Here is a 22,903-nt window from a genome sequence, read left to right on the forward strand (position 1 = left end):
ACGCAAGGGCAGCCACTTCCTTGCCTTCCTGGGCCTCGCCGCAGCTCTCACCTGCTACAAGAAACTCGCGAAACTCACCACGTGAGACAACCTCTAAGGCTCGAAACCCCGTCGGCCGACCTCCTCTTCTATGAAGAGGGCACGTCCGTCCACCATCAGCGGCACATCCTCACGCACGAGCTGTGCCACGTGTACTGCGATCACCCAGGAAGCCTGGAGGTCGACACAGGTACGGCTCGGGCCCTCGGAGTGAACCCCACCCTGGTGCTGCGCATGTCTGGACGTACGAGTTACTCGACCCCCGACGAACGTCAGGCAGAGACGATGGCGTCGGTCATCCGCCGCCGTATCTACCTCGGCCGCGAATCTCCTTCGCTCCGGCCTGAAAAGGGACCGGACAGCTGGGACGCCCTCTTCGCCCAACCCTTCAAGAGAGGTCGGTTCGGCCGATGAACGCTGTTTTCCTTGGCATGGCTTTCCTGCTCGCTGCGGCTGCCGGTTACTGGGTACTCGGCCGAGGAACGCCGCGCCCGACGGGCGCGTGGAGCATGGGCGCGCTTCTCATCTCGTTCGCCCTGGCCTTCGCCTCCTACGCGCCGCTCGTCGAGGACACTGTCGAGGCGTTCGTGCCGCACGTCGCCCGGCTGCTGAGCAACTGCGCTTCGTTGGCGGCTGCCACGGCGGTCCTGGCTGTGTCGTTCCAGCTCAACCTGGACCCTCCGGAAGCTCGGCGACGCATCCGAGTGCGCTGTGCTTCCCTCATCGTGGCGATCTTCGGCATGACCTTCCTGTTCGCCTATGAGCAGATGACCCACCATTCTCCGCAGGTGTACGCGCTCTACCTGTTCCTCTACGTCTCCTGCCTCGGCTTCGCGGTCGTCGACTTCCTGGTGCAGGCCGTAAGGCAGTCGAACTCGACACGTCGAGGCAGTGTCCGGATAGGTCTTCGGACGGCAGCGGCAGGTTGTGTCTTCGCTCTGGTCTACGTCGCCTACAAGGCGACGCGACTCGTCGACCTGGGTCTGGGGCTGGGCCTCATCGACAGTCGCTCGGAGTGCTCATCGCTCGTCGGCAGGTGTGCCTTCAGCGTGACTGCGCCGGTGCTCGCCGTTCTGTTGATCTGCCTCGGTCTGACCTTGCCCGCCGTGGCCTACCCGATCAGCCAGGCCCGCCGCAGACGTTGGGAGGTACGGTCCTTCGAGACGCTCGGTCCCCTGTGGCAGGACCTGTCGACCGCAATGCCGCACATCGTCCTCTCGCCCGTAGCCACCGAGAACGTGTCGGCCGACTCCGACTTCCTGCTCCAACGACGGGTCATCGAGATCAGCGACGGCATCCTCGCTCTGCGGCCATACCGGTCCCTCAGGGTGCAGGAAACTGCACAGAGCATCGTCGACGCCGGAACGGAGCGAGGCGCCGCAGCGGTCGAGGCGGCCGTTGTGGAGGCGGCGCTCGTCGGTCTGAAGGCCGGACGGCTCGCCGACGATGTCGCCCCGCCGCCGGCGGAGGCCGCCTCCCGTAAGGACCTGCGTGCGGACACAGAATGGCTCCTCCTCGTGGCGGACGCCTACGCCGACCGTGTCGGGCGTGTCGTCGTAGACGGCCGACCGGAACCCGTTGGAGCCTGAGGTCATGACCGACCCGACTCAGGACGCCGACTTCCTCCGGGATCCCTATCCGGCCCATACGGCCATGCGGTCCACCAGTCCGGTACAGCCCGTACCCGCCGGCTCCGGCGGGCGTTCCAGCTACCTGGTCACCGGCTATGCGGAAGCCCGAGAAGCTCTCGGCGACGCTCGGCTCTCGAAGGACACGGCTGCGTTCTTCGCGGGCAAGGGGTCACGACGCCGTCTGCATCCCTCGGTTGCTCACACCATGCTGGCCAGCGACCCGCCCCAGCACACCCGGCTGCGCAAGCTGGTGACCAAGGCATTCACCACCAGGGCCGTCGGGGAGCTGCGCCCGTTCATCTCCCGGCTCACCGACGAGCTGCTGGACCAGTGGCCGGCCGGAGAACCGTTCGACTTCGTGACCGGCCTGGCGGCGCCGCTACCGGTCATCGTGATCTGCGAGCTGCTCGGAGTTCCGCAGGCCGACCGGTCCGATGTCCAGCGCTGGTCCGCGCAGCTCTTCGCGGCGGGAGAGCCCGAGATCATCGACGCGGCCTCCCACTTCGTGGCCGACTACATGACGGGGCTCATCGCCGCCAAGCGCCGGAACCCGGGCAACTCCCTTCTCGACCGGCTCATCTCTGCTCGTGACGGAGACGACCACCTGAGCGAGGAGGAACTCGTCTCCCTGGCCGTGCTGCTGCTCGTAGCCGGACACGAGACCACCACCAACGCCTTGGGCAACGTCTTCCTGGCGCTGTTCCAGCACCCAGGCGAGCTGGATCGCCTTCGGGCGAATCCGGATGAGATCCCTGCCGCGCTGGACGAACTTCTCCGCTTCGACTCCGCAGTGAGTACGGCCACCTTCCGGTTCACCACGGAAGCCCTCACGCTCGGCGGCACCGACATCCCGGCCGGCGTCCCGGTCCAAGTCGTCCTTGGGGCGGCCAATCGAGACCCGAAGCGGTTCCCGGAACCGGACCAGCTCGACCTGGACCGGGACGCGGTTGCTCACCTCGTTTTCGGTCATGGCATCCACCGTTGTGTGGGTGCTCCCCTGGCCAAGGCCGAGGTGGAGATCGCCCTGCGAGCGGTGCTGACTCGATTCCCCGGAATCCGTCTTGCCGTACCGGTGGATCAGCTGGACTGGCGACGGACCCGACTGGTCCGCGGTCTGGAATCGTTGCCTGTTCTGGTGTGAGGCAATGAAGGATGCCTTCGGGTATGGCGGTTTTCCTACCAGCTCTCGTGTTCCTCCTGTCTTAGCTCAGCAACGAGGTCGGCCTCGGCCAAGGTGAAGTCTTTTGAAGCCTTGGCCGAGGCCGATCATGTCTCTGACCGCATGGGTAGGGTCGAGACATACCGTCCAAGGAGGAGCAGCCGCATGGCGACCGAGATGGTGATCGCGCAGACGACCATCGACGACGAGGAGAAGGCGAAGGCCCTGGCGCTGGGGGCCGTTGAGGCCCGCGTGGCCGCCTGTGCGCACATCGACCCGGCCTTCACCGCGGTCTACCGCTGGAAGGGCAGCATCGAGACCGCTCAGGAGTGGCGCATCTCGTACAAGACGACGACGAGCCGGCTCCCCGAACTGGCCGCGTGGGTGGCCGAGAAGCACTCGTACGAGGTCCCGGAGTGGATCACCCTCCTCGTGAGCGGCGGGTCGGAGGCGTACCTGTCCTGGGTGGTCGAGGAGGCTACGCCGGCTTAAGAACTCATCTCAATTGGTTCGGTAGCCTGTGCGGCATGGTAGGGATCGTTGAGCGGCTGGTGCCGGATGAGCTGTGGGAGTTGTTCCAGCGGGTGGTGCCGGAGGCTCCTTCGCGGCCTCAGGGTGGTGGCCGGCGTCGGCACGGTGACCGTGAGGTACTGGCCGCGATCGTGTTCGTGGCCACGTCGGGCTGCACGTGGCAGCAGTTGCCCGCTGCTTCGTTCGGCCCGTCGGGAGCAACGGCTCATCGGCGTTTTGCCGAGTGGAGCAGGGCCCGGGTATGGGCGAAGCTCCACCGGGTCGTGCTCGACGAGCTCGGTGCCCGCGGCGAACTGGACTGGACTCGCTGTGCGATCGACTCGGTGGACATGCGGGCGATGAAAAGGGGGATCTGACGGGTCCGAATCCTGTGGACCGGGGCAAGTACGGGCCGAAGGTCCACTTGATCACCGAACGCTCCGGTCTGCCTCTTTCCATAGGGATCTCGGGAGCGAACCTGCATGACAGCCAGGCCCTGGAACCCCTGGTCCGCGGAATACCACCCATCCGCTCACGCCGTGGCCGCCGCCGGCGCAAGCCTGCCAAGCTGCACGTAGACAAGGGCTACGACTACCCCAGCCTGCGAAAATGACTGCGTGAGCGCGGCATCAAACACCGCATCGCCCGCCGGGGCATCGAACCGTCGAACCGTCTTGGCCGCCACCGCTGGGTCATCGAGCGCACCGTGTCCTGGCTCGCCGGCTACCGACGCCTCCATCGCCGTTACGAACGCAAGGCCTGCCACTTCCTCGCTTTCGCAGGCATCGCCTCAGCCCTCATCTGCTACCGCAGACTCACCAAATGAGATGACTTCCAAGGGGCCGCGCACATTCGGGAATCCGATGCGCGCTCGTTCCCTTGCGAAGGAACCGTCGGAAGTGCTCAATAAGGATCTTCAGAGTGGCCACCGATCGGGTGATGGCCGTCTGCGGATAGCAGGCGAGGCCTTCGGGCAGTGGTTCGAGATGTCTGACGTCTCAACCACTGTGACCGGAGGCCTCGTTGGTTCCCTGTCCTGCTTGTAAGAACCGGAGGTGCCGTTCCGGTGCGGCCTGGCCCATATCCTGCCTGGCTCATTCACGGATGCCCCGAGTACGATCCGCCAGCTGTGCCCGGGGCGGTGCGGGTTCGCCTCCGAAGCGGGACGCTCGTGTCCCAATAGGGGCTTTGCTCCGGCATCGTCACAGGTCTGACCGCTCTTCCCGCCCGGTGGCGTCATATTCCGGCCAGTGCAGGGAAGGTGTGTTCGTGACCATTCCTGCGGAAGTCGAGCAGACTGAGATCGTCATCGGTGTCGATACGCACAAGGACTGCCACGTTGCTGTGACCATCAGCATGCTTGGCCTGGTTCTCCGGACCGGATCGTTTGCCGCGACCGCTGCCGACGACCGGGAACTGCTGGACTGGGTCCAGACCCTGGGCCTGGTGAAGCGGGCCGGGGTGGAGGGCACCGGTTCCTACGGAGCGGGTCCGACCCGGGCTCTTCGGGCTGCCGATATGGAGGTCGTCGAAGTCAACCCGCCCAACCCGGCGATGCGTCGCAGGCGCGGCAAGAGCGATGTGGTGGACGCGGAAGCCGCCGCTCGGTCCGTGTTCAGCGGTGAGGCAGCAGTCGTGCCGAAGAACGGAGACGGTCCCGTTGAGGCGATCCGGGTAAGGAATCGGGCCGGACTCGGCTGCCGCTCTGCTCATCGCGGCGGGCGACAACCCCGACCGTCTGAGGGGTGAGACGTCCTTTGCCGCGCTCTGCGGCACCGGTCCGGTCGAGGCATCCTCGGGAAAGACCAGTCGGCGCAGGCTCAGCCGCGGCGGTAACCGGCAGGCCAACGCAGCCCTCTTCCGAGCCGTGCCGTCCCGCTTGCGCTGGAATCCAGTCACCCAGGAGTACACGCGGCGCCGCACCGCGGAAGGCCTGTCCAAGCGAGAGATCATCCGTTGCCTGAAGCGCTACCTCGCCCGGACCGCCTACAAGATCCTCCGGGCCAATCTGCTCATGCCGAGCACTACTTGCAATCCACAGGGCATCGCACTCGACCTGCCTCACGCCCTGGTCGAGTGGGTATCCATGCTCATCGTCACCCACGAGGGTGACCGCCGGTGCAAGCTGCCGCCCTCGCAACACGCCATCATCACCATGGTCTAGTCGATGACCTCGTGCAACGGAAGAAGCTCGCCCTGCTGCTCGCCGGCGAGCCGGGCCGCTTCCTGCCGGGAACGCCTCCGGAACGGGTCGAGGCGTGCCACCACCGCCTCGACCGAGATCCCGAGCATGGCCGCCACCCGCTGCTGCAGCATCCCCGAATCATAAAGGCGCACGACCTGCGCGCGTAGGGCCTTCTCGTACGGCTTCTCCGCCCGGTTGCGGTGACGCTGCACGGTGGAACTTCGACACCCCCAGGTCTCTCGCCACCACGGCGATGCCGGCGCACTCGCGATACCGGCGCCGGATCATCGCCGACAGCACCTTCACCTCCCGGACCATTCCGCCTTCCTCCTTCAGGCCGACGAGGCGCTTCCGCGAAGGATGCGTCGGCACGGCAGCGGCTGCGAGGGTGGCGCATTCCCGGGGAAGGCGGGCGACCGCTCCGGAGACGGACCACCGGACCAGAACCGGGTCGAGGTACACGCCGGCCAGCGCCCGGCAGCGGTCGCCGAGCAGCGGCGGCGGTGAGGGCGTGCCGCCGGGAGAGTCGGGCGACTCCCGGTTCTCCGTCTCGTCGTGGAACAGGTACCGGGCCGTGATCCGCGGGGACGGCTTCAGCGGCTCGACGACCTCGTAGCCGAAGCCGGAGAACCCGCTCGTCATGGGCCCCGGGGAATGAGGTGCCTACTAACTGGTGGCTTCCGGGTGTCCTTGATCAGATCCTGGATCGTCGTACAAATGTTCCCATGTCGTCGTGTGCCGCGCGCGGAACGCCGCCCGCTGGTGCAATGGGGATGAGCGGGCGTACGCCGTCAGCCCGGTGGCCGCACGGCGGTGGAGGTGTCGTGGCGGAGAGAGACGAAGCCGCGCAACGCCTGTCGTCCGCTCTGGAGAGGGCGATCGGCCTGATCGGTACCACGCTCGACGAGGCCGTCACGTGCCGCGAACTCACCGCCTTCCTCGCCTGCCACCTCGGCGGCACCGCCACCGTCGAGCTGACCCCCGACAGGGGCGGGAACCCCGGATCGGACACCGCCCCGGCCGTCCCGCCTGCCCCGGCCGTCCCGGAGCCCGGCCACACGCTCACCGCCCCTCTCGCCGTGGACCGCGAGCGCCCCCTGGGCACGGTCACGGTCGCCCGTACCGCTCCCCCGTACACCGACACCGACCTCACCGTGGTGCGGCAGACGGCCCGTCTCGCCGCCCGCCACATCCAACACGCACGGCAGCTCGCCGCGACCGAGGACGTCGCCCTCCACCTCCAGCGCGCCCTCGTCGCAGAACCCGGGCGGCCCCACCCCAACCTGGAGATCGCCGGCCGCTACCTGCCGGCCGGATCGCGCACCCTGGTCGGCGGTGACTGGTTCGAGACCGTACGGCTCCACTTCGGCCGCAGCCTGCTCGTCGTCGGCGACGTCATGGGGCACGGCCTCGATGCCGCTGTCGACATGAACGCCTACCGCTCCGCGCTGCGCGAGGTCGCCTCCACCGACCTTCCTCCCCACCGGGTGCTGCGCCACCTGGACGCGCTCGTCGCGCAGGACAGCGCCCGCCGCCCCGCGACCTGCCTCCTGGTCCGGGTGGACCCGTGGCGCGGCACCGCCACCTTCGCCAGCGCCGGCCACCTCCCGCCCGCGGTCTTCGGCCCGGACGGCTCGGCCGAACTCGTGGACCTGTCTGTCGGCCCGCCGCTCGGCACCGGCGTCGGCGGTTACGACCCCACCACCCGCGAGCTCGGACAGGGCGACACGCTGCTGCTCTTCACCGACGGGCTGGTCGAGCGGAGGGGCGAGGACATCGACGTCTCGCTGGCCCGGCTGGCCGGACTGCGGCTGTCACCGGAGCCCGGACCTGAACAGGTCGTCGACGAGGTGCTCGGCCGGCTCGACGCCCACCGTGCCGAGGACGACGTCGCCATCCTCGCGGCCCGCGTCCGGACCCGACCCGCGCCCTGATCCGTCGCTCATAACGGAGCACTTCCCGACTCCACCCACGGTGATGACGTTGCGGCATCCCGTTCTTTTCCACCCGGTGGTTTCCGGCCTCGACAGGGCTCTTCCGCCGGGACGCCTGCGCCGTGCCCACCACCGGGCACGCTCCTCGTGCGGACACGGCCAGGCATGCCGGCGAACTCGTGACGAGTCCCCGCCGGCCGACCTGCCGTGCACGTTTCGGGCACCGCGGTCGCGCCCGGTTCAGGGGGTGAGGTCCAGGACGCGGACGGGTTCGTCCTTCCACCGCCCGGGTGTGGTGGTGGCGATAAGGGCGCCGTCGGGTCGGTCGGGGGTGGGCTGGGCCGTGTGCCAGGTGTGGGCCTGGGCCAAGGTGGCCTGCTGGGTGATGGCGAGGGCGGCAGGGAGATCGAGGTCGAGGACGGTGATGCCGGGCAGGACGGCGAGGTGTTCGGCGGTGCCGGGCCGGGTGCGGTCGGCTTCGACGAGTGCGCAGGCAGGGGCGTAGAGGTGCCAGCCGGGTTCGGCGTGGGCGCGGTGGACGAGTCGGGAGACGAGGATGTTGCCGGTGCCGGCGGCGGTCATCGCGGTCTCGTCCAGGACGATGCGGGTGGTGTCGTTCACGGGCGCCGGGCCTGGGTGAGGCGGCGGTCGAGTTCGTCGTCCAGGGCGGCCTGTTCGCCGGCGGTGGGGGCGTAGCCGTTCCAGGTGCTCAGGGCGGCCCGGGCCTGTTCGGCGCGTTCGGCGCGCTTGGCCGGGGTCAGGACGGTCTCGGCGAGCTGGGCGTCGTGGGCGCTGACCGTCGAACGCCTGCGTCCCCACACCGAGGAGGAGGCCACCGCCTTCTTCCGCCTCTACCAGGGCCTGCGCCGCGCGCTGCACCGGCATCGGCACCGGCATCGGCACCGGCACCGGCACCGGCACCGGCACCGAGGCGAGCTGGAGGGCACACTCGCGCTCGCCCACCCGCTGCTGCCGCCCGAGATGCGGCCGGCGTCGCTCACCCGGCCGCACCCCTCCCCGCGGCTGCTGCCCGTCCGGATGGAGGAACGGCCCGTCTACGGCTCCTCGGGGTCCTTCAACAAAGCCGCGTAGGCCTCGGCGATCCGGGCCCGCTCCTACGGGTCGGCGGTCGCCGGCTGCTGCTGGTCGGCGACCGCAGCCCGGCACCCGGCGGCAAGCTCCTCGATCCGCCCCTCATCGGGTACTGGGGTCATGCGTTCGGCAGCGAGCCGGGTGCTGTGCCAGGTCACCACATCCTGGACGCGGTCGGCCGCGTCCTGCTCCTCGCCGCCGTCCAGGCCGGAGAAGTCGGGTACGTCGGGGCCGGTCACATCGACCACCTTCCCTGAGTTGATCTTGATAGGAAGGTGTCGTTCTCCTCCCCACGCCCGCTCCCCGTCGGCATCGGGCCGTCCGGCGTTCTCGCGGAGGGCGACCGGCAGTCGCACGGCCGACGGGCCCGGGGTCTGGGCCCCGGGCCCGCAGGTGCGTGCCGAAGCCGTCGCTCGGCATCCGGTTTCCGGCGCCGGGTTTGAGCTGGTCGGGCCCGGCCGGGTACAGCAGGATCTACGTGTCCGTATCCCCGCGCCGGCGCCCCGGCTGATCGGGCCTGATCTCCAGCACGCCCCCCGTGGCGTACCTCAACCGGCTCATGCCTTTCCTGTCGGCGCGTGCTGGAGGTACCGGAAGGTCGTTGCGGCTCTCTCCCCGGACCGCAACGGCAGAAGTCTCCGATCGCGCGGATCGGAGACTTCGCCGACCGGGTCCGGGTGCAGGAGACAGGCGCGGACCCCTATCGGCCCCGGGTACCGCGCTCCGTTTATGCGGCCGGGGCGAGTTCGGCCTGGCCGAACAGCAGGGCCCAGCCGGCGGGGAGCTGGTTCAGGATGCGGGTGATGAGGCCGGGGCCGGCGTGGGCGGTGACGGCCGCGAAGACGGAGCCGGTGTCCCAGCGGGTGGTGGCCGGGGAGGCGCCGGTACGGGCGGCGAGGTCCTTGACGAAGGCCCAGCCGCTCAGTGGCCGGGTGTCGGGAACCTGCGTGGTCAGGATGCGTGCGGCCTCCAGGGGGAGGCAGGCGGCCAGGTCGACGCGTTCGTCGCCGGTCAGCTGGCGCCCCAGCCCGGCAAGGACCAGGCGAACGGCTTCCTCGACCCTCTCGCGGGTGGGGTAGGCGCCTTCATAGCGAACCCTCTCCAGCATCTGCTCGTACGCCGTCGAGTACGACTCCTGCCGCTCAAGCGGTACGCGCACGTCGGTGAACACTTTTGCTGCATGCCTTTCATGGAAACGGTGTCGTGGCGCCGGGGGTAAGCGTTGGGTCAGCTGGGTTGGGGGCGGCCGAAGAGCAGGTCGTAGCCGGCGGGGAGCTGGAGCAGGATCTGTCCCAGCAGGTCGTCGCCCGCGGCGTCGGCGGCGGTGGACAGCACGGCGCTGACGTCCCAGGTCGCGGTCTGCTCGGTGGCGCCCTCGATCCAGGCCGCGGTCGCCCGGACGAACCGCTCCGAGGACAGGGGCTCGGCGCTCTGTAGCGGGTTGAGCAGGATCAGGGCGAATTCTTCCGGCAGGCGTGCCGCGAGCCGGGCGCGGACCTCGCCGACCAGGTGCGCGCCGAGCAGGGCGAGCACCACGCGGGCCGCGCGCTCGGCCTCGCCGGTGCTGTCGTATTTGCCGCGTTCCTTGACGTGGTCGAGGAACGCCTCGCGTCGCAGAACCATCTCGGCCGCCACCCCTTTCTTTTCTTGGAAACTGCCCGCAGGGGTGCGGAGGGCGGATCAGGGGGAGATCAGGAGATTCCGTCCTCCGCGCCTGCCGGGCCGGTGTCAGCCGGAGATCTCCTTGCGGCCGGTCCCGATGCCGACGGAGATCTTGCGGGGCTTGGCACGTTCGGCGATCGGGATGCGCAGGGTGAGCACGCCCGCGTCGTAGTCGGCCTTGATGTGCTCGGTGTCCAGGGTGTCGGCGAGCACGATCTGGCGGGAGAAGGCACCCAGCGGCCGCTCGGACAGTTCCATCTGCACGTCATCGGCCTTCGCCACCGGCCGGCGCTCGGCCTTGACGGTGAGCATGTTGCGCTCGACGTCGATGTCGATCGCCTCCGCACTCACGCCGGGCAGGTCGAAGGCCACCACGTACTCGTCGCCTTCGCGGTAGGCGTCCATCGGCATCACCGACGGCCTCGACCAGGTGCCCGGCCCCATCAGCTGCTGTGTCAGCCGGTCGAGCTCGCGGAAGGGGTCAGTGCGCATCAACATGTAGAACACCTCCAGAGGTTCGGGCAGTTGCTGCCAATGCGCCTCACTGACACCGTTGTACCATGTCATCCAATGGATGACAAACACGATGTCGTCGATGAGACGACGACAGGGAGGTGCTCATGACTCCGGCCGACCAGCCGCCCGTGCATGCCGCCGACGCCCGCCGTCCGGCTTCGTTCCTCGCCGCCGCGGCGGCCCTGCACGCCATCGACGAGGCCCTGCGCACCGCCCGGCACGAGACCTCCGGCCCCTCCACTCCCGGACCGGGCTCGGAGCAGGCCCTGGCCTCACTGATGCTGCTGCGGCAGGTCCGCGAGCAGCTCGCCGGATGGGAGACCGGCCTGATCGAAACCGCCCGCGACGCGGGCGCCAGCTGGGCCGACCTCGCCCCGCCCCTGGGTGTCGCCAGCCGCCAGGCCGCCGAGCGCCGCTACCTGCGCGGCCGCCCCGGCCCGGCCGGAACCACCGGCGAACAGCGCGTGACGGCCACCCGCCGGGCCCGCGCCGCCGACCGCACCACCACCGCCTGGGCCCGCGCGAACGCGGCCGACCTGCGCCGTCTCGCCGGCCAGATCACCGCACTCACCGACCTACCCGCTGCCGCCCACCACCCGGTCAGCGAGCTCCACGCGGCCCTCGCCCATGACGATCCCGCCGACCTCATCGCCCCCCTGACCGCCACCCGCCCCCACCTGGCCGCCGCCCACCCCGACCTCACCGCCCGGCTCGACACCCTCACAGCCCCGTAGTACGAGTCGCCGATCCAGCCGCCCGCCGGCGGCGCCGGGCCTGAGGTCTTCAGATCGCCGGCCCGGCCGCACCGGCCGCCGCCGACCCTGCGCGGTTTCCGCCTCTGGCGGAGTGCGGGGCCCGGCAGTGTGGCCACCGCGACAGCGAGGGCAAAGGGAGAGTTCATGTCCAGCTCGAACCGGCCGCAGGGGTTCACGTGGGTCCCGGACAGCGGGGACAGGGCCGCCGGTCGGCATCGGTGAGCCGTTTCCGCCACTTCCCCTCACTCAGGATGTCCCAGAGGAGCAGGGTGTTGACGTCCTCGAGCAGGGGCGTAGCCCTCAACGGTCTCTCGCGCCCGGTCCACCACGGCGGGCCACCGGACCCGTTCTCGCGCCCTACCGGTACTGGTACTTGTACCCCTCGCGTCGTCGCCGACAGCATGGGCCGGCCCAGCGTCACCTCGGGCTTGCCCGGGTCAAGCACGGCGGGAGAACCAGCGGCCCTTCTGCTCATGGGCGTAGGGTCTCAAGGATGCGGATAGGCGAGTTGGCCAGGCGCACGGGCGTGAGTCCGCGCTCACTGCGGTACTACGAAGACCAGGGACTGCTGACCAGCTCACGCTCCGGCGCGGGGCAGCGCCACTATTCCGATGCCGCGGTCCAGCGTGTGTCGCTCATCCGGCAGCTGTTCGACGCGGGGATGTCCAGCCGGGTGATCGCGACCGTGCTGCCGTGTGTGGACGTCCCCGGTGACCTGGGCGTCGCCGAGGAGACGTTCACGGCGATGATGCGCGAGCGCGACCGGATCGACGCCGACATCGCCCACCTGATCGAGACCCGGGATGCACTCGACGTGCTGATCAGGGCCAACAGCCGGCACCGGGCGGAGCTGTCCACGGCCGCGGAACCGGTGGCGCGGTCGACCTGATGCTGTGATCTGCGTCTCAGCCGGTTGCCCCTGACATCAATGTCAGAGGTGAGGATGGCGACAGGGCCCGGGATCACCGGGTCGGTCATACGAGAGGCGGCGGAAGATGGGGCGGGCATGGGGTTTCGACAGGTACGGCGGGCCCGAGGTACAGGAGTTCTTCGATCGTCCCGATCCCGTACCCGGTCGTGGTGAGGTACTGATCCGGGTCGACGTCGCCGGCGTGAATCCCCTCGACCACCTTCTGCGCTCAGGTCTGGTCGACGGTCTCGACGGCGGACGTCCGTTTCCCCGCGTGCTGGGCATGGAGGCGGCCGGAACCGTTCTTGCCCGGGGCGAGGACGCCACCGGGCTCGAGGTGGGCGACGCGGTCTTCGGCTTCGCACTGACCGGCGGCGGAACCTACGCCGAGACCACGGTGCTGTCCGCGCCGAACACCGCGCGCATCCCGCCGGGTCTGTCCGCAACCGTGGCGGCAACGCTGCCGGTGGCCGGGACGACCGCGGTGGACGTGCTCGACCAGCTCGGACTCCCGGCCGGTGCCACGGTCCTGGTCAACGGGGTCGGGGGCGGGGTCGGCCTCGCCGTCGCCCGGCTGGCCGTCGGGCGCGGGCTGCTCGTGATCGGCACCGGGAGTACTGCCAAACGCGAGCACGCCGAGGGCATCGGGGTGCGGTTCGTCGACTACACCGCCGAGGACGTCGCCGCCGCGGCACGCGAGCTGGTTCCGGACGGCTTCGACGGGATCGTCGACCTGGTCGGAGGCACCTCGCTGCGGACGGTCGCTCCGCTGGCCCGGGATCCCCGCAACGTCATTGCCGTGGGTGATACGTCTGTGCCCGACCTCGGTGGGCGTTTCGTCGAGCGTCGCGTCGACCGCGAGAACCTGGAGCGGTCGGCCCGGCTGGCCCTCGACGGAGTCCTCGCACCCGTCATCACCGCGGTCCATCCGCTCTCCGAAGCCCCGGCCGCCCTCGCCGCCGTCGAGAACGGTCACACCGCGGGCAAGGTCGTCATCAAGGTGACATGAGAAGTGCCCGGCCGCCTAGTACTCCAGTGAGGGTTCTCCCTGCGCCCTGGTCAGCGGGCTGGGGGCGGTGGGTTTAGCGAGGCTGCGACGTGGGCGGGGCGGTTTTGAGGTTGGTGTCCCACCCGCGAGTGGCCGCGCCGCATGTAGTGACAACGCCGGGCGTGTGCTTGGTGACGGCGCCTCCACCGCGACCATCCCCTTTTCTCGTTCCTGGGCGGCCAGAACGGCCAGAAACGTGTGGGCGAGCATGGTGAGGGTGATGTGCCGGTGTCGGACTCCCAGATGGCGGGCAGACGGGCGGCGGCCCAGTCGTAGAGGCGCTCGCCCTTCGCACCGTCTCCGGCAGACCGCCGTTGCCAGGCTTCGGGCGGGGCCTGCTTGATGAGGTGGTCGATGCGCGGGCCGTGGACCTGCTGGGATTTTGGAACCGCGACGACGTAGGAGAGCCCAGCGTCCTCGAGGAAGCGGCGGAGGTGGGAGTCCTGGCCGTGGGCGAAGTCGGCCGTGACCCAGGCGATGGGCAGGGGTGAGGCCGGCGCACGCGTGATCACGGAGCGGGCCAGCTCGCCCTTCGTCGCGAAGGCGCGCTCGCCGGGGATACGGGCCGTCCGGCATCGTTCCCGGTCATCGGTCCACGACTTGGGCAGGTAGAGCTCGCGGTCGACCGGGGCGTGGCCGCGGCTGGTAGCGTAGGCGGCGAAGACGCCGATCCGGCAGTTCTCGGTGCGGCCGGGGACTTGTTTCTGAATGACTGTCAGGGTTGATCTTTCTGGTAGTTCGCGCCAGGAAGGCGGACTCGGAGCTGTTCGAGGGTCCGGGCGGGCGACCCGGGCAGTGGTGTGACGACGATGCGGTGCAGGTCCAGGAGGCGGTGACCGTCCTGGAACTGGTTGGAGAGGCTGGTGCGGGTGGCGCCCAACAGCTGGGCCAGGAGTGTGCTGGTGATCGCCCTGCGTCGGCGCATGAGCGCTGCCAGGAGGCGGTGGTAGTGGCCGGGGCTGCTGATCTGCGGGTGGGGGTAGCTGCGTGGACGGTGGAAGCGCCGCTGGAAGGCGGCCTCGGCCAGGACATCCCCGTACGGCTCGGAGACTGCCACCAGGCGTCCGAAGTCGGCCCGTGGCATGCCGGTCAGGGCAGGATCACTGAGCATCTCGGTCAGGTCGGGATCGATCCGCCGGGCGGCCGGCGGTGCCTGCGGAGGTCGCGGTGGAACGGGGGCGAGGTGTAGTCCCTCCTGTGCCGGGCAGCCGGGTATTTCGCGGGCGAGACGAACTGGTGAGCCGCTTCGAGTCCATTGCCGACCATCGTGACGCCTTCGGCGTGAAGCGGCTCCGCACCGTGCCGAATCCGTCCCGTTCCGGGTTCCACCAATGGCTGCAGATCGCCCCGGTACGGGCTGCGAAGAAGGCCGCCGATGCGGCGCTCACCCGACGGATACGCGAGATCCGCACAGAGTCCGGGAAGACGTACGGCGCCAAGCGGATCACCGCCGGGCTCCGCGAGGGCGGTGCGATGGTGAACCGCAAGCATGTGGAGCGGCTCATGCGCCAACACGGTTTTCAAGGAGAGAGGTTGAAGCGGCGGCACCGCACCCCGCAGCCCGGGCAGTGCCAGATCTGTTGCGGCGCGACTTCACCGCATCCGCCCCCGGCCGGACCCGGGCCGGCGACATCACCTGTCTGCCGATCGCCGGCGGGAGGTTTCTGTACCTGGCCACCGTCATCGACGTGTTCTCCCGTAGCCTGCCGAACTGGCCGATGGCCGATCACATGCGGGCCGAGCTTGTCACCGACGCGCCCAACGCGGCTGTCCGCACTCGTGGCGGCAGGGTGGACGGCGTCATCTTCCACAGCGATCACGGGGCTCGATACGGGGCGAAGACATGCGCCGACGCCTCCTCGCGCCGGTCGCCTTCGAACAGAGATCAACTACGCCGGCCATCACTGCATGACAACCGGTGTTCACGACCAAGGTGGAAGCCGCGAGGTCGCACCCGTGATCACCTCGGCTTGACAAGAGAACCGAGAGGTCTGTCTCTCTGGTCAAGCCGTTGGGGTGTCCGGTGGCGGCGGAGCGTGCGTCGGCCGCTGCGTCGATGCCTGCGTGTTCGTAGATCCAGCCCGCAGAGGTGTCGGGAGCTCGAACTGCCAGGTATATGTGTTTGGCGGCAGGGTTCCAGGGTCCTGATGTTCGACCAGGGCGACCTCGGAAGCCTGCGGGCGGTGGGCAAGCAGGTCTCAAGTCGCCCTGACGGGCTGAGGTTCGTAGAAGGGTTCCGTCCCGGAGCATCGTGAAGAGGACGTCGGCTCCGCGTCCGGTGAGGCAGAGCGGAGCCTGGGTGTGATGCTTGACGTGGGCGATTTCCTTGTCGTAGCAGGCGCGCGATGCCGGGTTGCCGAAGGCTGCGAACGCAGAGAGGAAGAAGGCCCGTTCGAGCTGTTTGGTACTCCATCCGTAGATCTTGATCTTCACGGCCGGGCGGCGGTCTGCCTGCGGTAGTGGCACTGGCGTGCACGGGCTTGATGCCGGCGTCGCCAGTGGGACCAGCGCAGAAGGTGGGCGCGGCCGTGGATTGGGCGGATCAGTGCTGCGAACAGGTGCCGCCTTGGGTCCGGTCAGTGATTCGTCAGACCTATGTCGCCGTTGTAGTGGGTGAGGAGCCGTCGGTCCATGACCCGGCGCCACAGGGGCGGGAACCAAGCCAGGACGATCATGGTGGCGTAGCCGGAAGGGAGCTGGGGTGCCTCGTCGAAGTGGCGCAGGGTCTGGTAGCGGCGCAGTGGGTTGGCGTGGTGGTCCGAGTGCCGCTGGAGCTGGAAGAGGAACAGGTTGCTGAGGGTGTGGTCGCTGTTCCAGCTGTGGGACGGTGCCACGCGCTCGTACCGGCCGTCCGGTCGTCGTTGCCGAAGCAGCCCGTAGTGTTCCAGGTAGTTCACCGTTTCCAGCAGACAGAAGCCCAGCACGGCCTGCAGGAGCAGGAAGGGCAGGACGACCGGGCCGAAGACGATCGTCAGCGCGCCGAACAGCACGACCGTCATGGACCAGGCCGTGAGGACGTCGTTGTGCCGGCTCCACACCGGTCGGTTACGCCGTTCCAGCCTGCGTCGCTCCAGGTGCCACGCCGAGCGCACGCCACCCCACACCGTGCGCGGGAGGAACCGCCAGAAGCTCTCGCCCATGCGGGAGCTGGCGGGATCCTCGGGGGTGGCGACACGTACGTGGTGGCCGTGGTTGTGCTCCACGCCGAAGTGGCCGTACCCGGTCTGCGCCAGCGCCATGCGGCTCAGCCGCCGCTCCAGTTCCTCGCGCTTGTGACCGAGCTCGTGGGCCGTATTGATGGCCACCCCGGCCACGACGCCCGTGGTCGCCGCGAGCCCCAGGCCCTCCGCCGTGGAGAGCCCGCCGCCGGTCCACTCGCCACAGGCCCACACCAGCGCGCCGAACTGCAACGGCAGGTAGAGGTAGGTGCACCAGCGGTAGTAGTGGTCCGCTTCCAGCAGTTTCATCACCGTCTCCGGTGGGTTGGCGTCGTCCGCGCCCAACACCTGGTCGAGCAGCGGCACCAGAACGAAAGCGAAGAAGGGGCCCCACCACCAGAACAGGCCGGTTCCTGTCAGCGCGGCCAGGCCGCCCGCTTGGAAGGGGAGCGTCGGGACCGCCAGGGCGAGCAGCCAGAGGTGACGCTTAGGATCACGCCACGTCAGGGCGTCACGGGGATCACGGCCGGCCACGGGGACTCCTAGGTAGGGGGTGCCGAGCGTGTCATCTGCCGCACTTCGCTGACAAACAGTGCACCGTGTCAATATTCTGACGCTCAGTCATTCTCTGAAGAGTGGAGTGCACAGTGGGTTCACCGGCCTCTGCTTCCGGTCCGCCCGATCCGCCACGGGTCGCCTGGCGCAAGCAGATGCGGGAGCGAGTACTGGAAGAAGCGTGGCTGCTCACAGCAGAGGCGGGTTGGGACCGGGTGCGGATGGCGGACCTCGCCCTGCGCGCCGAAGTGTCGCGCCCTTCCGTCTATGCGGAGTTCGGTGACCGCGCGGGAGTAGGACGAGCTCTGGTGGAGCGGGAGACCGATCGGTTCCTGTTTTCCGTCGGCGCGGTCCTGGAAAGTCGGCGCGACGACGTAGGTGCCGCGCTGACGGCCGGGGTGGCTCACGCACTTGCCGAGGCGGAACGCAACCCGTTCGTCACAGCGGTGGTCCGAGCTGCCCGAGGCGGTACGGACGCGCTGCTGCCGTTCCTGACCAGTCGGCCCGAACCGGTGCTCAGCGCCGCACGGGAGCTGGTCGACGTCTGGCTGGGCACCGTGACGGCCGACGTGCCCTCACGAAGGCGGGCCGAGGCCGCCGATGTAGTGGTGCGGCTGACAATCAGCCACATGTTGTCACCGTCTCCCCACCCCGCCTCCGCCCCCGAACGAATCGCCAGCGTGGGGTGCGCTCTTCTCAGCGCATCCGGGACCACGAGATTCCGTCACTGAGATTGAACTCGTGGTGTCGGCGGTTGGTCAGGCGGATCGGATGGTCAGGCCGGTTTCGGCGAGGCAGCCGTCGATGAGGTGACTGCGGTACTGGATGTGTCGTAGGCCTCGGCGGATACGTCGGACGAGGTGTTCGGGCGCATGGAAGGCGACGTTGGAGAGCCAGCCGCGTCGCAGCAGTGACCAGATCCCTTCGACGGGATTGAGGTCGGACGCGTGGGGCGGCAGGTGGTAAATGGACAGCCAGTCCCGGACTTCCGCCCATTCTCGCAGGTCAGCGCGGCGACGGAGATGCGCCTGCGGGATCGGTCGCGGAACCGCACCACTGGAGTGCGACCGCACTGGGACCAGGTTCTTGCCTACGGCGGCGTCATGGAGAAACCGCCCTCGTCCTCGAAGACGAGCCGGGCTCCACTCACCGCCGCGAGCCTTCCGCGCAGGGCTACACCTCCTTCACCCGGCCGATCACCGTCTTCACCCGGCTCAAAGTCCACCGCTGGTCCTCCCGGCCGTGCGTGGCAGGGCCCTCGGCCAGCTCCGCCTCAAGCTGCGCGAACTGTTCCTGGCTCAACCTCGGCAGCGACGCCGGCCCCTGCGACCGCAGAACCCGCGGACCGCCCTCGTCCCCCATCTGCCGCCACCGCTGCACCGAGCGGACACTGACCCGCAGATCCTCGGCGATCACCGAACTCGCCTCACCAAGGGCGAACCTCTCGGCCGCCTTCAGCCGTAACCCCTCGCGGAACTGCTGACGTTCGGCGGTCAGACCGCCCCCTTGTGGATATCGCGTACCTCCGGTGGTACCGCACGGACGACAAGGCGTCAGCCCCTACGACTCTACGAGTTCAACCTCAGTAGCAATGCCTCAGCATGGCACCCACCGCTCTCCTCCACCAGTTCGTCCACCGGCTGAGGTGTGCGCACCGGAACGAGCACAGTCTCGCCGGCTTGATGGGAAACCCCGTACACTCCCGGTCGCGGCAGGCTGTTGTACGCCCACGGCGCGGAGAAGTAGTAGGCCCCGGTGTCGTGCAGCACGACTAGGTCGCCTTCCGACAGTTCGGGCAGCAAGCGCTCGTGTGCCACCACGTCCCCCGCGAAGCACAGGGGCCCGGCGATGTCCTGGGGCACCATGGGAGTCGTTTTGAGCGTGCCGTCCGGAGCGTGGCCGGTGATCCGCACGGGCCAGGCGTCGGGCATGAATACCGTACGGGTCGCGACCTGAGCTCCGGCGTGGGTGAGCGCGATCCGCCGACCGCCCGAGGCCTTGGCGTACTCGACCACCGCCGCGGTGAAGCCGTTCTTGGCGAGCAGCGACCGGCCGAATTCGGTGACCAGCTGGTAGCGGCCGTCGAGCAGGGCCGGTTCGGCGTCGGTGAGGGCGTGGACGTAGTCCTCGAACGTCGGTCTGGTCGTGTCGTCGGAGAAGTTGACCGGCAGTCCTCCGCCCAGGTCGAGGCTGGTGACCTGGCGTCTGCCGACGTACTCGTTGATGTCCTCCGCGAGTCGGTGCAGCGCGGCAAGTCCTTGCGCGATCAGCGGGAGGGGGCAGCCCTGCGAGCCGACGTGGGCGTGGAGGCGGGTGAGCCAGGGACGCTGCAGGAAGGCTTCGAGTACGCGCTTACGGGCTCCGGGGTCGTCCAGGGCGACCCCGAACTTGGAATGGGGCGTCGCCGTGCTCATGGCCGCGATGGTGCCGGCCCCGACCTGCGGGTTGACGCGCAGGCCGATGACGGACCGGGAATCGCGGGGGCGCAGGGTGTCGATGCGATCGAGCTCCGTGAGGTTGTCCGCGTTCAGCGCGATTCCCAGCGTGAGCGCCTCTTGGATCTCCGCCCGGGTCTTGGCCGGCGAGTCGAGGACGATGCGTTCGGGTGCGCAGCCTGCCGCAAGCGCCAGGCGGGTCTCGCCGGGGCTGGCAACTTCGCAGCCCATTCCGGCGTCTGTCAGCAGCCGCAGGACGGGAACGAGCGGGCATGCCTTGACGGCGAAGGCATGCAGGACGTCCGGCACGTGGGCGAAAGCGTCATGGAGCGCGGTGACGCTGTCGCGTACGCCCTGGATGTCGATGAAGCCGGCGACGGGGTGCCCCTCTCCCACGACGCCCTCCAGCGTCGCTTTTCGCAGGGCGGCCTGAACCTTTTCCTGGTGCGGCATGACGCGTCTTTCCCTTCGTCTACAGCGGGTGCGGCGCCCGGTCACCTCGGGTGAGCGGACATGGAGGGTGAGGGCGTGTCCGGTGGCGGGCGTCGAATGCCTCGTCGAGCGGTGGCGACGGTGTCGCGCCCGGTCTGCCGGAGTTCGCTCACTCGACGTCGAGCCGCAGCACGTCGTCGATGGTCTCTCTCCGGACGATGACGCGTGCCGTGCTGTTGCGGACGGCGATGACGGGTGGGCGTGGCTGGCAGTTGTAGTTGTTCGCCATGGAGCGGTGGTAGGCGCCGGAGGCGGGCACGGCCAGGAGATCGCCGATGGCGAGGTCGGCCGGGAGTGTGGTGGAGTCCACGACGACGTCTCCGGACTCGCAGTGCCGACCGCAGACGGTGACCGTCTCCTCGGCGGCCCTGCCTGTGGTGCGGCCTGCGAGGACAGCCGTGTAGGAGGCGTCGTACAGGGCGGGACGCATGTTGTCGCTCAGGCCACCGTCCACGGACACCCACGTGCGCAGTCCGGGCTGGCGCTTGATCGTGCCCACGGTGTAGAGGGTCACCGTGGTGGGTCCTGCGATTGCCCGCCCCGGCTCGACGGCGAGCCGCGGCATGGGGAGGCCCGCTTCGGCGCACGCCTTCTGGACCCGGTCGATGATGACCGGGGCGAGGTCCCGCACGTCCAGGGGCTTCTCGTCGGGGAGGTAGGCGATGCCCAGGCCCCCTCCCAGGTCGAGTCGGCGCAGCAGGACTCCGTGCGTGCGCGCGGTGTCGGCCATGAGGCCGACGAGCCGGTCGGAGGCGAGTTCGAAGACGTCCGGGCGCAGGATCTGCGAGCCGAGATGGCTGTGCAGGCCCACGAGTTCGAGCCCGGGCGCGGCCAGGACCTGGGAGATCGCGCGGTGGGCGCTTCCGGTGGACAGCGAGAAGCCGAACTTCTGGTCGTCGGTGCCGGTGGTGATGTGGGCGTGGGTGTGCGCCTCCACGCCCGGAGTAACTCGGATGAGGACCTGCTGGCGCACGCCGCGGGACCCTGCGATGGCCGACAGCCTCGTTATCTCGTCCTCGGAGTCGACGACGACGAGCGAGACCCCGTAGGCGACGGCCTCCGCGAGTTCGGCCGCCGACTTGTTGTTGCCGTGGAAGATCAACGAGGCGCCCGGTACTCCCGCGCGCTGGGCCGTGCGCAGCTCGCCGGCGGAGCACACGTCGATTCCCAGGCCCTCCTCCTTGAGCCACGTGGCGACTTGGTGGCAGAGAAACGCCTTGCCGGCGTAGTAGACGTCGTGGCCGCTGAAGGCGTCGCGCCAGGATCGGCAGCGTCCGCGGAAGTCTTCTTCGTCCAGGACGAAGGCCGGAGTGCCGAACTCTTGGGCGAGATCGCTCAGGAGTATGCCGCCGATCTTCATGCCTTCGGCGCCGTTGGTGGTGGTGACGGGCCACAGGTGCTGAGGAGGGTGCACGGTGGTTTCCCTTCGAAAGGGTGCTCAGTAGGCGGTCAGAAACCGGTGGAGGACGCGGACTCCGAAGTCGAGGCCGGTCACGGGCACGCGTTCGTCCACTCCGTGGAACATGCCGAAGTAGTGCAGGTGAGGATCGAGCAGGAGGGGTGTGAACCCGTAGGTGCTGATTCCGATCTTCGCGAAGGCTTTGGCGTCGGTGCCGCCGGACTGGATGAAGGGCACCGGGTACGCGTGCGGGTCCTGGCCGCGGAGGGCGTCGGCCATGGCGGCGAAGGCCGGTCCTTCGTGGTCGGCTGCGACGGCCTCTTCGCAGTTGATGAACTCTCTGGTCACCTTGGGTCCGAGGAGCCGGTCGACGGTCTCCAGGAAGGTGGTTTGTGCGCCGGGGAGGAACCTGCCGTCCACTTCGGCCCGGGCGTGGGAGGGGATGACGTTCACCTTGTGGCCGGCCTGGAGCACGGTGGGGTTGGTGGTGCTGCGGATGGTGCAGTCGAACAGTTCACCCAGCTGGCCGAGGCGGGCGGCCTCGTCCTCCAGTCGGGTGCGGTCGATGCGGATCCCCAGGATGCGGTCGAGGGCGTCCAGCAGGGTGCTCACCGCCGGCGATACGGCGGTGGGCCATCGGTGGGTGGTGAGGCGTGAGAGGGCGTGAACGAGTTCTGCGACGGCGTTGTCCTGGGCGGGGCCCGATCCGTGGCCGGCCGTGCCCCGGGCGGTGAGGCGCATCCACGCGGTGCCGCGCTCTCCGACGGCGATGGGATACACGCGTGCGTCTGTCTCGGCGCGTCTCGGCCGTGTGGTGATCGAGAAGCCGCCCGATTCGCTGATCGCCTCCTCCACCCCGTCGAAGTGCTCTCTGTGCGTCGTGACGACGTGGCGTGAGCCGTACTCTCCTGTCGCCTCCTCGTCCGCCAGGAACGCGAGGACCAGGTCGCGGCGGGGGCGGTGCCCGGTGCGTGCCCAGGCGCGGACGAGGGAGAGGACCATGGCGACGGTCCCTTTCATGTCCACCGCTCCGCGTCCCCACAGATGACCGTGGTGGAGGTCGCCGGAGAGGGGGTGCCTGGTCCAGTCACGGGGTTCGGCGGGCACGGTGTCGAGGTGTCCGTGCACAAGGAGTGGGGGCAGGTGCGGGTTCTGGCCCGTGACCCGGGCGAGGACGCTCGTACGGCGGGGCCTGGGTTCGGTGAGGATGGTGGCGACGTCGGCCTGGTCGAGGGCTTCCGCGACGTACTCGGCGGCCTGCCGCTCGCCGGGTCCTGTTCCGTCCCCGGCGTTGGTCGAGTCGATGCGCAGGAGGTCGGAGCAGAGCCGGGCGACGTCGTTGGCGAAGCCGTCGTGCAGGCCGTGCGGTGGTGCGAGAGTCACGGGGGTCTCCGCGGAGAGTCGGGACGGGGAAGTCGGGGGC

The 22,903-nt window shown here is 69.1% G+C and carries 22 protein-coding genes and 8 pseudogenes; 13 read left to right on the forward strand and 17 right to left on the reverse strand.

All coding sequences use genetic code 11. The features are described from left to right. Positions 1–449 precede the first annotated feature (449 nt). The 6 genes and pseudogenes from ACWGSR_RS22555 (at position 450) to ACWGSR_RS22580 (ending at position 5,503) form a co-directional block, all read left to right on the forward strand. Positions 450–1,628 carry an MAB_1171c family putative transporter gene (locus ACWGSR_RS22555; protein ID WP_453568474.1) on the forward strand — a complete coding sequence of 393 codons (1,179 nt, stop codon included), beginning with the start codon at positions 450–452 and terminating at the stop codon, positions 1,626–1,628. Between the two features lie 4 nt (positions 1,629–1,632). Further along, complete coding sequence (locus ACWGSR_RS22560) at positions 1,633–2,811, forward strand: cytochrome P450 family protein (protein ID WP_453568476.1); 1,179 nt, start codon at positions 1,633–1,635, stop codon at positions 2,809–2,811. A 183-nt stretch (positions 2,812–2,994) separates the two neighbouring features. After that, positions 2,995–3,321 carry a divalent-cation tolerance protein CutA gene (gene cutA, locus ACWGSR_RS22565; RefSeq protein ID WP_453568478.1) on the forward strand — a complete coding sequence of 109 codons (327 nt, stop codon included), beginning with the start codon at positions 2,995–2,997 and terminating at the stop codon, positions 3,319–3,321. A gap of 35 nt (positions 3,322–3,356) precedes the next feature. After that, positions 3,357–4,165, forward strand: a pseudogene (locus tag ACWGSR_RS22570) (IS5 family transposase). A gap of 437 nt (positions 4,166–4,602) precedes the next feature. Continuing rightward, positions 4,603–5,365 (forward strand): annotated as a pseudogene (locus ACWGSR_RS22575) (transposase); the annotation flags it as partial. Then, complete coding sequence (locus tag ACWGSR_RS22580) at positions 5,354–5,503, forward strand: hypothetical protein (protein WP_376246624.1); 150 nt, start codon at positions 5,354–5,356, stop codon at positions 5,501–5,503. The pseudogene ACWGSR_RS22575 and the gene ACWGSR_RS22580, both read left to right, overlap by 12 nt. On the opposite strand, the gene ACWGSR_RS22585 is transcribed toward ACWGSR_RS22580, so the two are convergent. Next, entirely contained in the window at positions 5,500–5,655 is a 156-nt protein-coding gene (locus ACWGSR_RS22585) for a hypothetical protein (protein WP_376246610.1), read from the reverse strand. The two genes, ACWGSR_RS22580 and ACWGSR_RS22585, sit on opposite strands and share 4 nt — an antisense overlap. Positions 5,656–5,662: 7 nt before the next feature. Beyond that, entirely contained in the window at positions 5,663–6,166 is a 504-nt protein-coding gene (locus tag ACWGSR_RS22590; RefSeq protein WP_453568481.1) for a hypothetical protein, read from the reverse strand. 182 nt (positions 6,167–6,348) lie between these two features. Here ACWGSR_RS22590 and ACWGSR_RS22595 point away from each other — a divergent pair, with 182 nt between their 5' ends. Next, the gene (locus tag ACWGSR_RS22595; RefSeq protein ID WP_376246607.1) at positions 6,349–7,458 is read left to right on the forward strand and encodes a PP2C family protein-serine/threonine phosphatase; all 1,110 of its coding nucleotides are present in this window, start codon (positions 6,349–6,351) and stop codon (positions 7,456–7,458) included. Between the two features lie 240 nt (positions 7,459–7,698). On the opposite strand, the gene ACWGSR_RS22600 is transcribed toward ACWGSR_RS22595, so the two are convergent. The 6 genes from ACWGSR_RS22600 to ACWGSR_RS22625 all read right to left on the reverse strand — a co-directional run bounded on the left by ACWGSR_RS22600 (position 7,699) and on the right by ACWGSR_RS22625 (position 10,710). Then, positions 7,699–8,040 (reverse strand): hypothetical protein, encoded by a 342-nt coding sequence (locus ACWGSR_RS22600; RefSeq protein WP_453568602.1) that lies wholly within the window; start codon positions 8,038–8,040, stop codon positions 7,699–7,701. Positions 8,041–8,075: 35 nt separating this feature from the next. Further along, complete coding sequence (locus ACWGSR_RS22605) at positions 8,076–8,294, reverse strand: hypothetical protein (protein ID WP_376246604.1); 219 nt, start codon at positions 8,292–8,294, stop codon at positions 8,076–8,078. Positions 8,295–8,573: 279 nt separating this feature from the next. Beyond that, on the reverse strand, positions 8,574–8,789 hold the full coding sequence (locus ACWGSR_RS22610; protein WP_376246601.1) for a hypothetical protein: 216 nt from the start codon (positions 8,787–8,789) through the stop codon (positions 8,574–8,576). A 488-nt stretch (positions 8,790–9,277) separates the two neighbouring features. Beyond that, complete coding sequence (locus tag ACWGSR_RS22615; protein ID WP_453568483.1) at positions 9,278–9,721, reverse strand: DUF2267 domain-containing protein; 444 nt, start codon at positions 9,719–9,721, stop codon at positions 9,278–9,280. A gap of 56 nt (positions 9,722–9,777) precedes the next feature. Further along, the gene (locus ACWGSR_RS22620) at positions 9,778–10,173 is read right to left on the reverse strand and encodes a DUF2267 domain-containing protein (RefSeq protein ID WP_376246597.1); all 396 of its coding nucleotides are present in this window, start codon (positions 10,171–10,173) and stop codon (positions 9,778–9,780) included. 105 nt (positions 10,174–10,278) lie between these two features. Next, positions 10,279–10,710, reverse strand: coding sequence for an Hsp20/alpha crystallin family protein (locus ACWGSR_RS22625; RefSeq protein WP_376246594.1), 432 nt, complete (start codon positions 10,708–10,710; stop codon positions 10,279–10,281). A 122-nt stretch (positions 10,711–10,832) separates the two neighbouring features. Between ACWGSR_RS22625 and ACWGSR_RS22630 the strand changes: the two genes are divergently transcribed. The 3 genes from ACWGSR_RS22630 (at position 10,833) to ACWGSR_RS22640 (ending at position 13,402) form a co-directional block, all read left to right on the forward strand. Then, positions 10,833–11,462, forward strand: a complete 630-nt coding sequence (locus ACWGSR_RS22630) for a type III effector protein (RefSeq protein ID WP_453568486.1) — start codon at positions 10,833–10,835, stop codon at positions 11,460–11,462. A gap of 514 nt (positions 11,463–11,976) precedes the next feature. Continuing rightward, entirely contained in the window at positions 11,977–12,372 is a 396-nt protein-coding gene (locus ACWGSR_RS22635) for a MerR family transcriptional regulator (protein WP_453564475.1), read from the forward strand. 106 nt (positions 12,373–12,478) lie between these two features. After that, positions 12,479–13,402 carry an NADP-dependent oxidoreductase gene (locus tag ACWGSR_RS22640; protein WP_453568488.1) on the forward strand — a complete coding sequence of 308 codons (924 nt, stop codon included), beginning with the start codon at positions 12,479–12,481 and terminating at the stop codon, positions 13,400–13,402. Positions 13,403–13,668: 266 nt separating this feature from the next. On the opposite strand, the pseudogene ACWGSR_RS22645 reads toward ACWGSR_RS22640, so the two are convergent. Together ACWGSR_RS22645 and ACWGSR_RS22650 are read right to left on the reverse strand one after the other, a co-directional pair. Next, positions 13,669–14,136 (reverse strand): annotated as a pseudogene (locus ACWGSR_RS22645) (IS701 family transposase); the annotation flags it as partial. A gap of 20 nt (positions 14,137–14,156) precedes the next feature. Next, complete coding sequence (locus tag ACWGSR_RS22650) at positions 14,157–14,525, reverse strand: hypothetical protein (protein ID WP_453568490.1); 369 nt, start codon at positions 14,523–14,525, stop codon at positions 14,157–14,159. Between the two features lie 215 nt (positions 14,526–14,740). On the opposite strand from ACWGSR_RS22650, the pseudogene ACWGSR_RS22655 reads away from it, so the two are divergent. Together ACWGSR_RS22655 and ACWGSR_RS22660 are read left to right on the forward strand one after the other, a co-directional pair. Then, positions 14,741–14,926: pseudogene (locus ACWGSR_RS22655) on the forward strand (IS3 family transposase); the annotation flags it as partial. 83 nt (positions 14,927–15,009) lie between these two features. Then, a pseudogene (locus ACWGSR_RS22660) lies at positions 15,010–15,282 on the forward strand (DDE-type integrase/transposase/recombinase); the annotation flags it as partial. A gap of 357 nt (positions 15,283–15,639) precedes the next feature. Here the strand turns inward: ACWGSR_RS22660 and ACWGSR_RS22665 are convergent. From ACWGSR_RS22665 to ACWGSR_RS22675, 3 genes and pseudogenes are all read right to left on the reverse strand, one after another. Then, positions 15,640–15,844, reverse strand: a pseudogene (locus ACWGSR_RS22665) (IS110 family transposase); the annotation flags it as partial. A gap of 26 nt (positions 15,845–15,870) precedes the next feature. Then, positions 15,871–16,005: pseudogene (locus tag ACWGSR_RS22670) on the reverse strand (IS701 family transposase); the annotation flags it as partial. Positions 16,006–16,017: 12 nt separating this feature from the next. Further along, positions 16,018–17,133, reverse strand: a complete 1,116-nt coding sequence (locus ACWGSR_RS22675; RefSeq protein WP_453568492.1) for an alkane 1-monooxygenase — start codon at positions 17,131–17,133, stop codon at positions 16,018–16,020. A gap of 113 nt (positions 17,134–17,246) precedes the next feature. On the opposite strand from ACWGSR_RS22675, the gene ACWGSR_RS22680 reads away from it, so the two are divergent. Further along, positions 17,247–17,885, forward strand: a complete 639-nt coding sequence (locus tag ACWGSR_RS22680) for a TetR family transcriptional regulator (RefSeq protein ID WP_453568494.1) — start codon at positions 17,247–17,249, stop codon at positions 17,883–17,885. 27 nt (positions 17,886–17,912) lie between these two features. On the opposite strand, the pseudogene ACWGSR_RS22685 reads toward ACWGSR_RS22680, so the two are convergent. The 4 genes and pseudogenes from ACWGSR_RS22685 to ACWGSR_RS22700 form a co-directional block, all read right to left on the reverse strand. Then, positions 17,913–18,711, reverse strand: a pseudogene (locus ACWGSR_RS22685) (IS630 family transposase). Between the two features lie 11 nt (positions 18,712–18,722). Continuing rightward, positions 18,723–20,042 (reverse strand): type III PLP-dependent enzyme domain-containing protein, encoded by a 1,320-nt coding sequence (locus ACWGSR_RS22690; protein WP_376235563.1) that lies wholly within the window; start codon positions 20,040–20,042, stop codon positions 18,723–18,725. 148 nt (positions 20,043–20,190) lie between these two features. Further along, positions 20,191–21,495 carry a diaminopimelate decarboxylase gene (gene lysA, locus ACWGSR_RS22695; protein ID WP_376235561.1) on the reverse strand — a complete coding sequence of 435 codons (1,305 nt, stop codon included), beginning with the start codon at positions 21,493–21,495 and terminating at the stop codon, positions 20,191–20,193. A gap of 24 nt (positions 21,496–21,519) precedes the next feature. After that, the gene (locus ACWGSR_RS22700) at positions 21,520–22,863 is read right to left on the reverse strand and encodes a M20/M25/M40 family metallo-hydrolase (protein WP_376235559.1); all 1,344 of its coding nucleotides are present in this window, start codon (positions 22,861–22,863) and stop codon (positions 21,520–21,522) included. Between the last annotated feature and the right edge of the window lie 40 nt (positions 22,864–22,903).

The sequence above is a fragment of the Streptomyces sp. NPDC055632 genome (assembly GCF_053618675.1).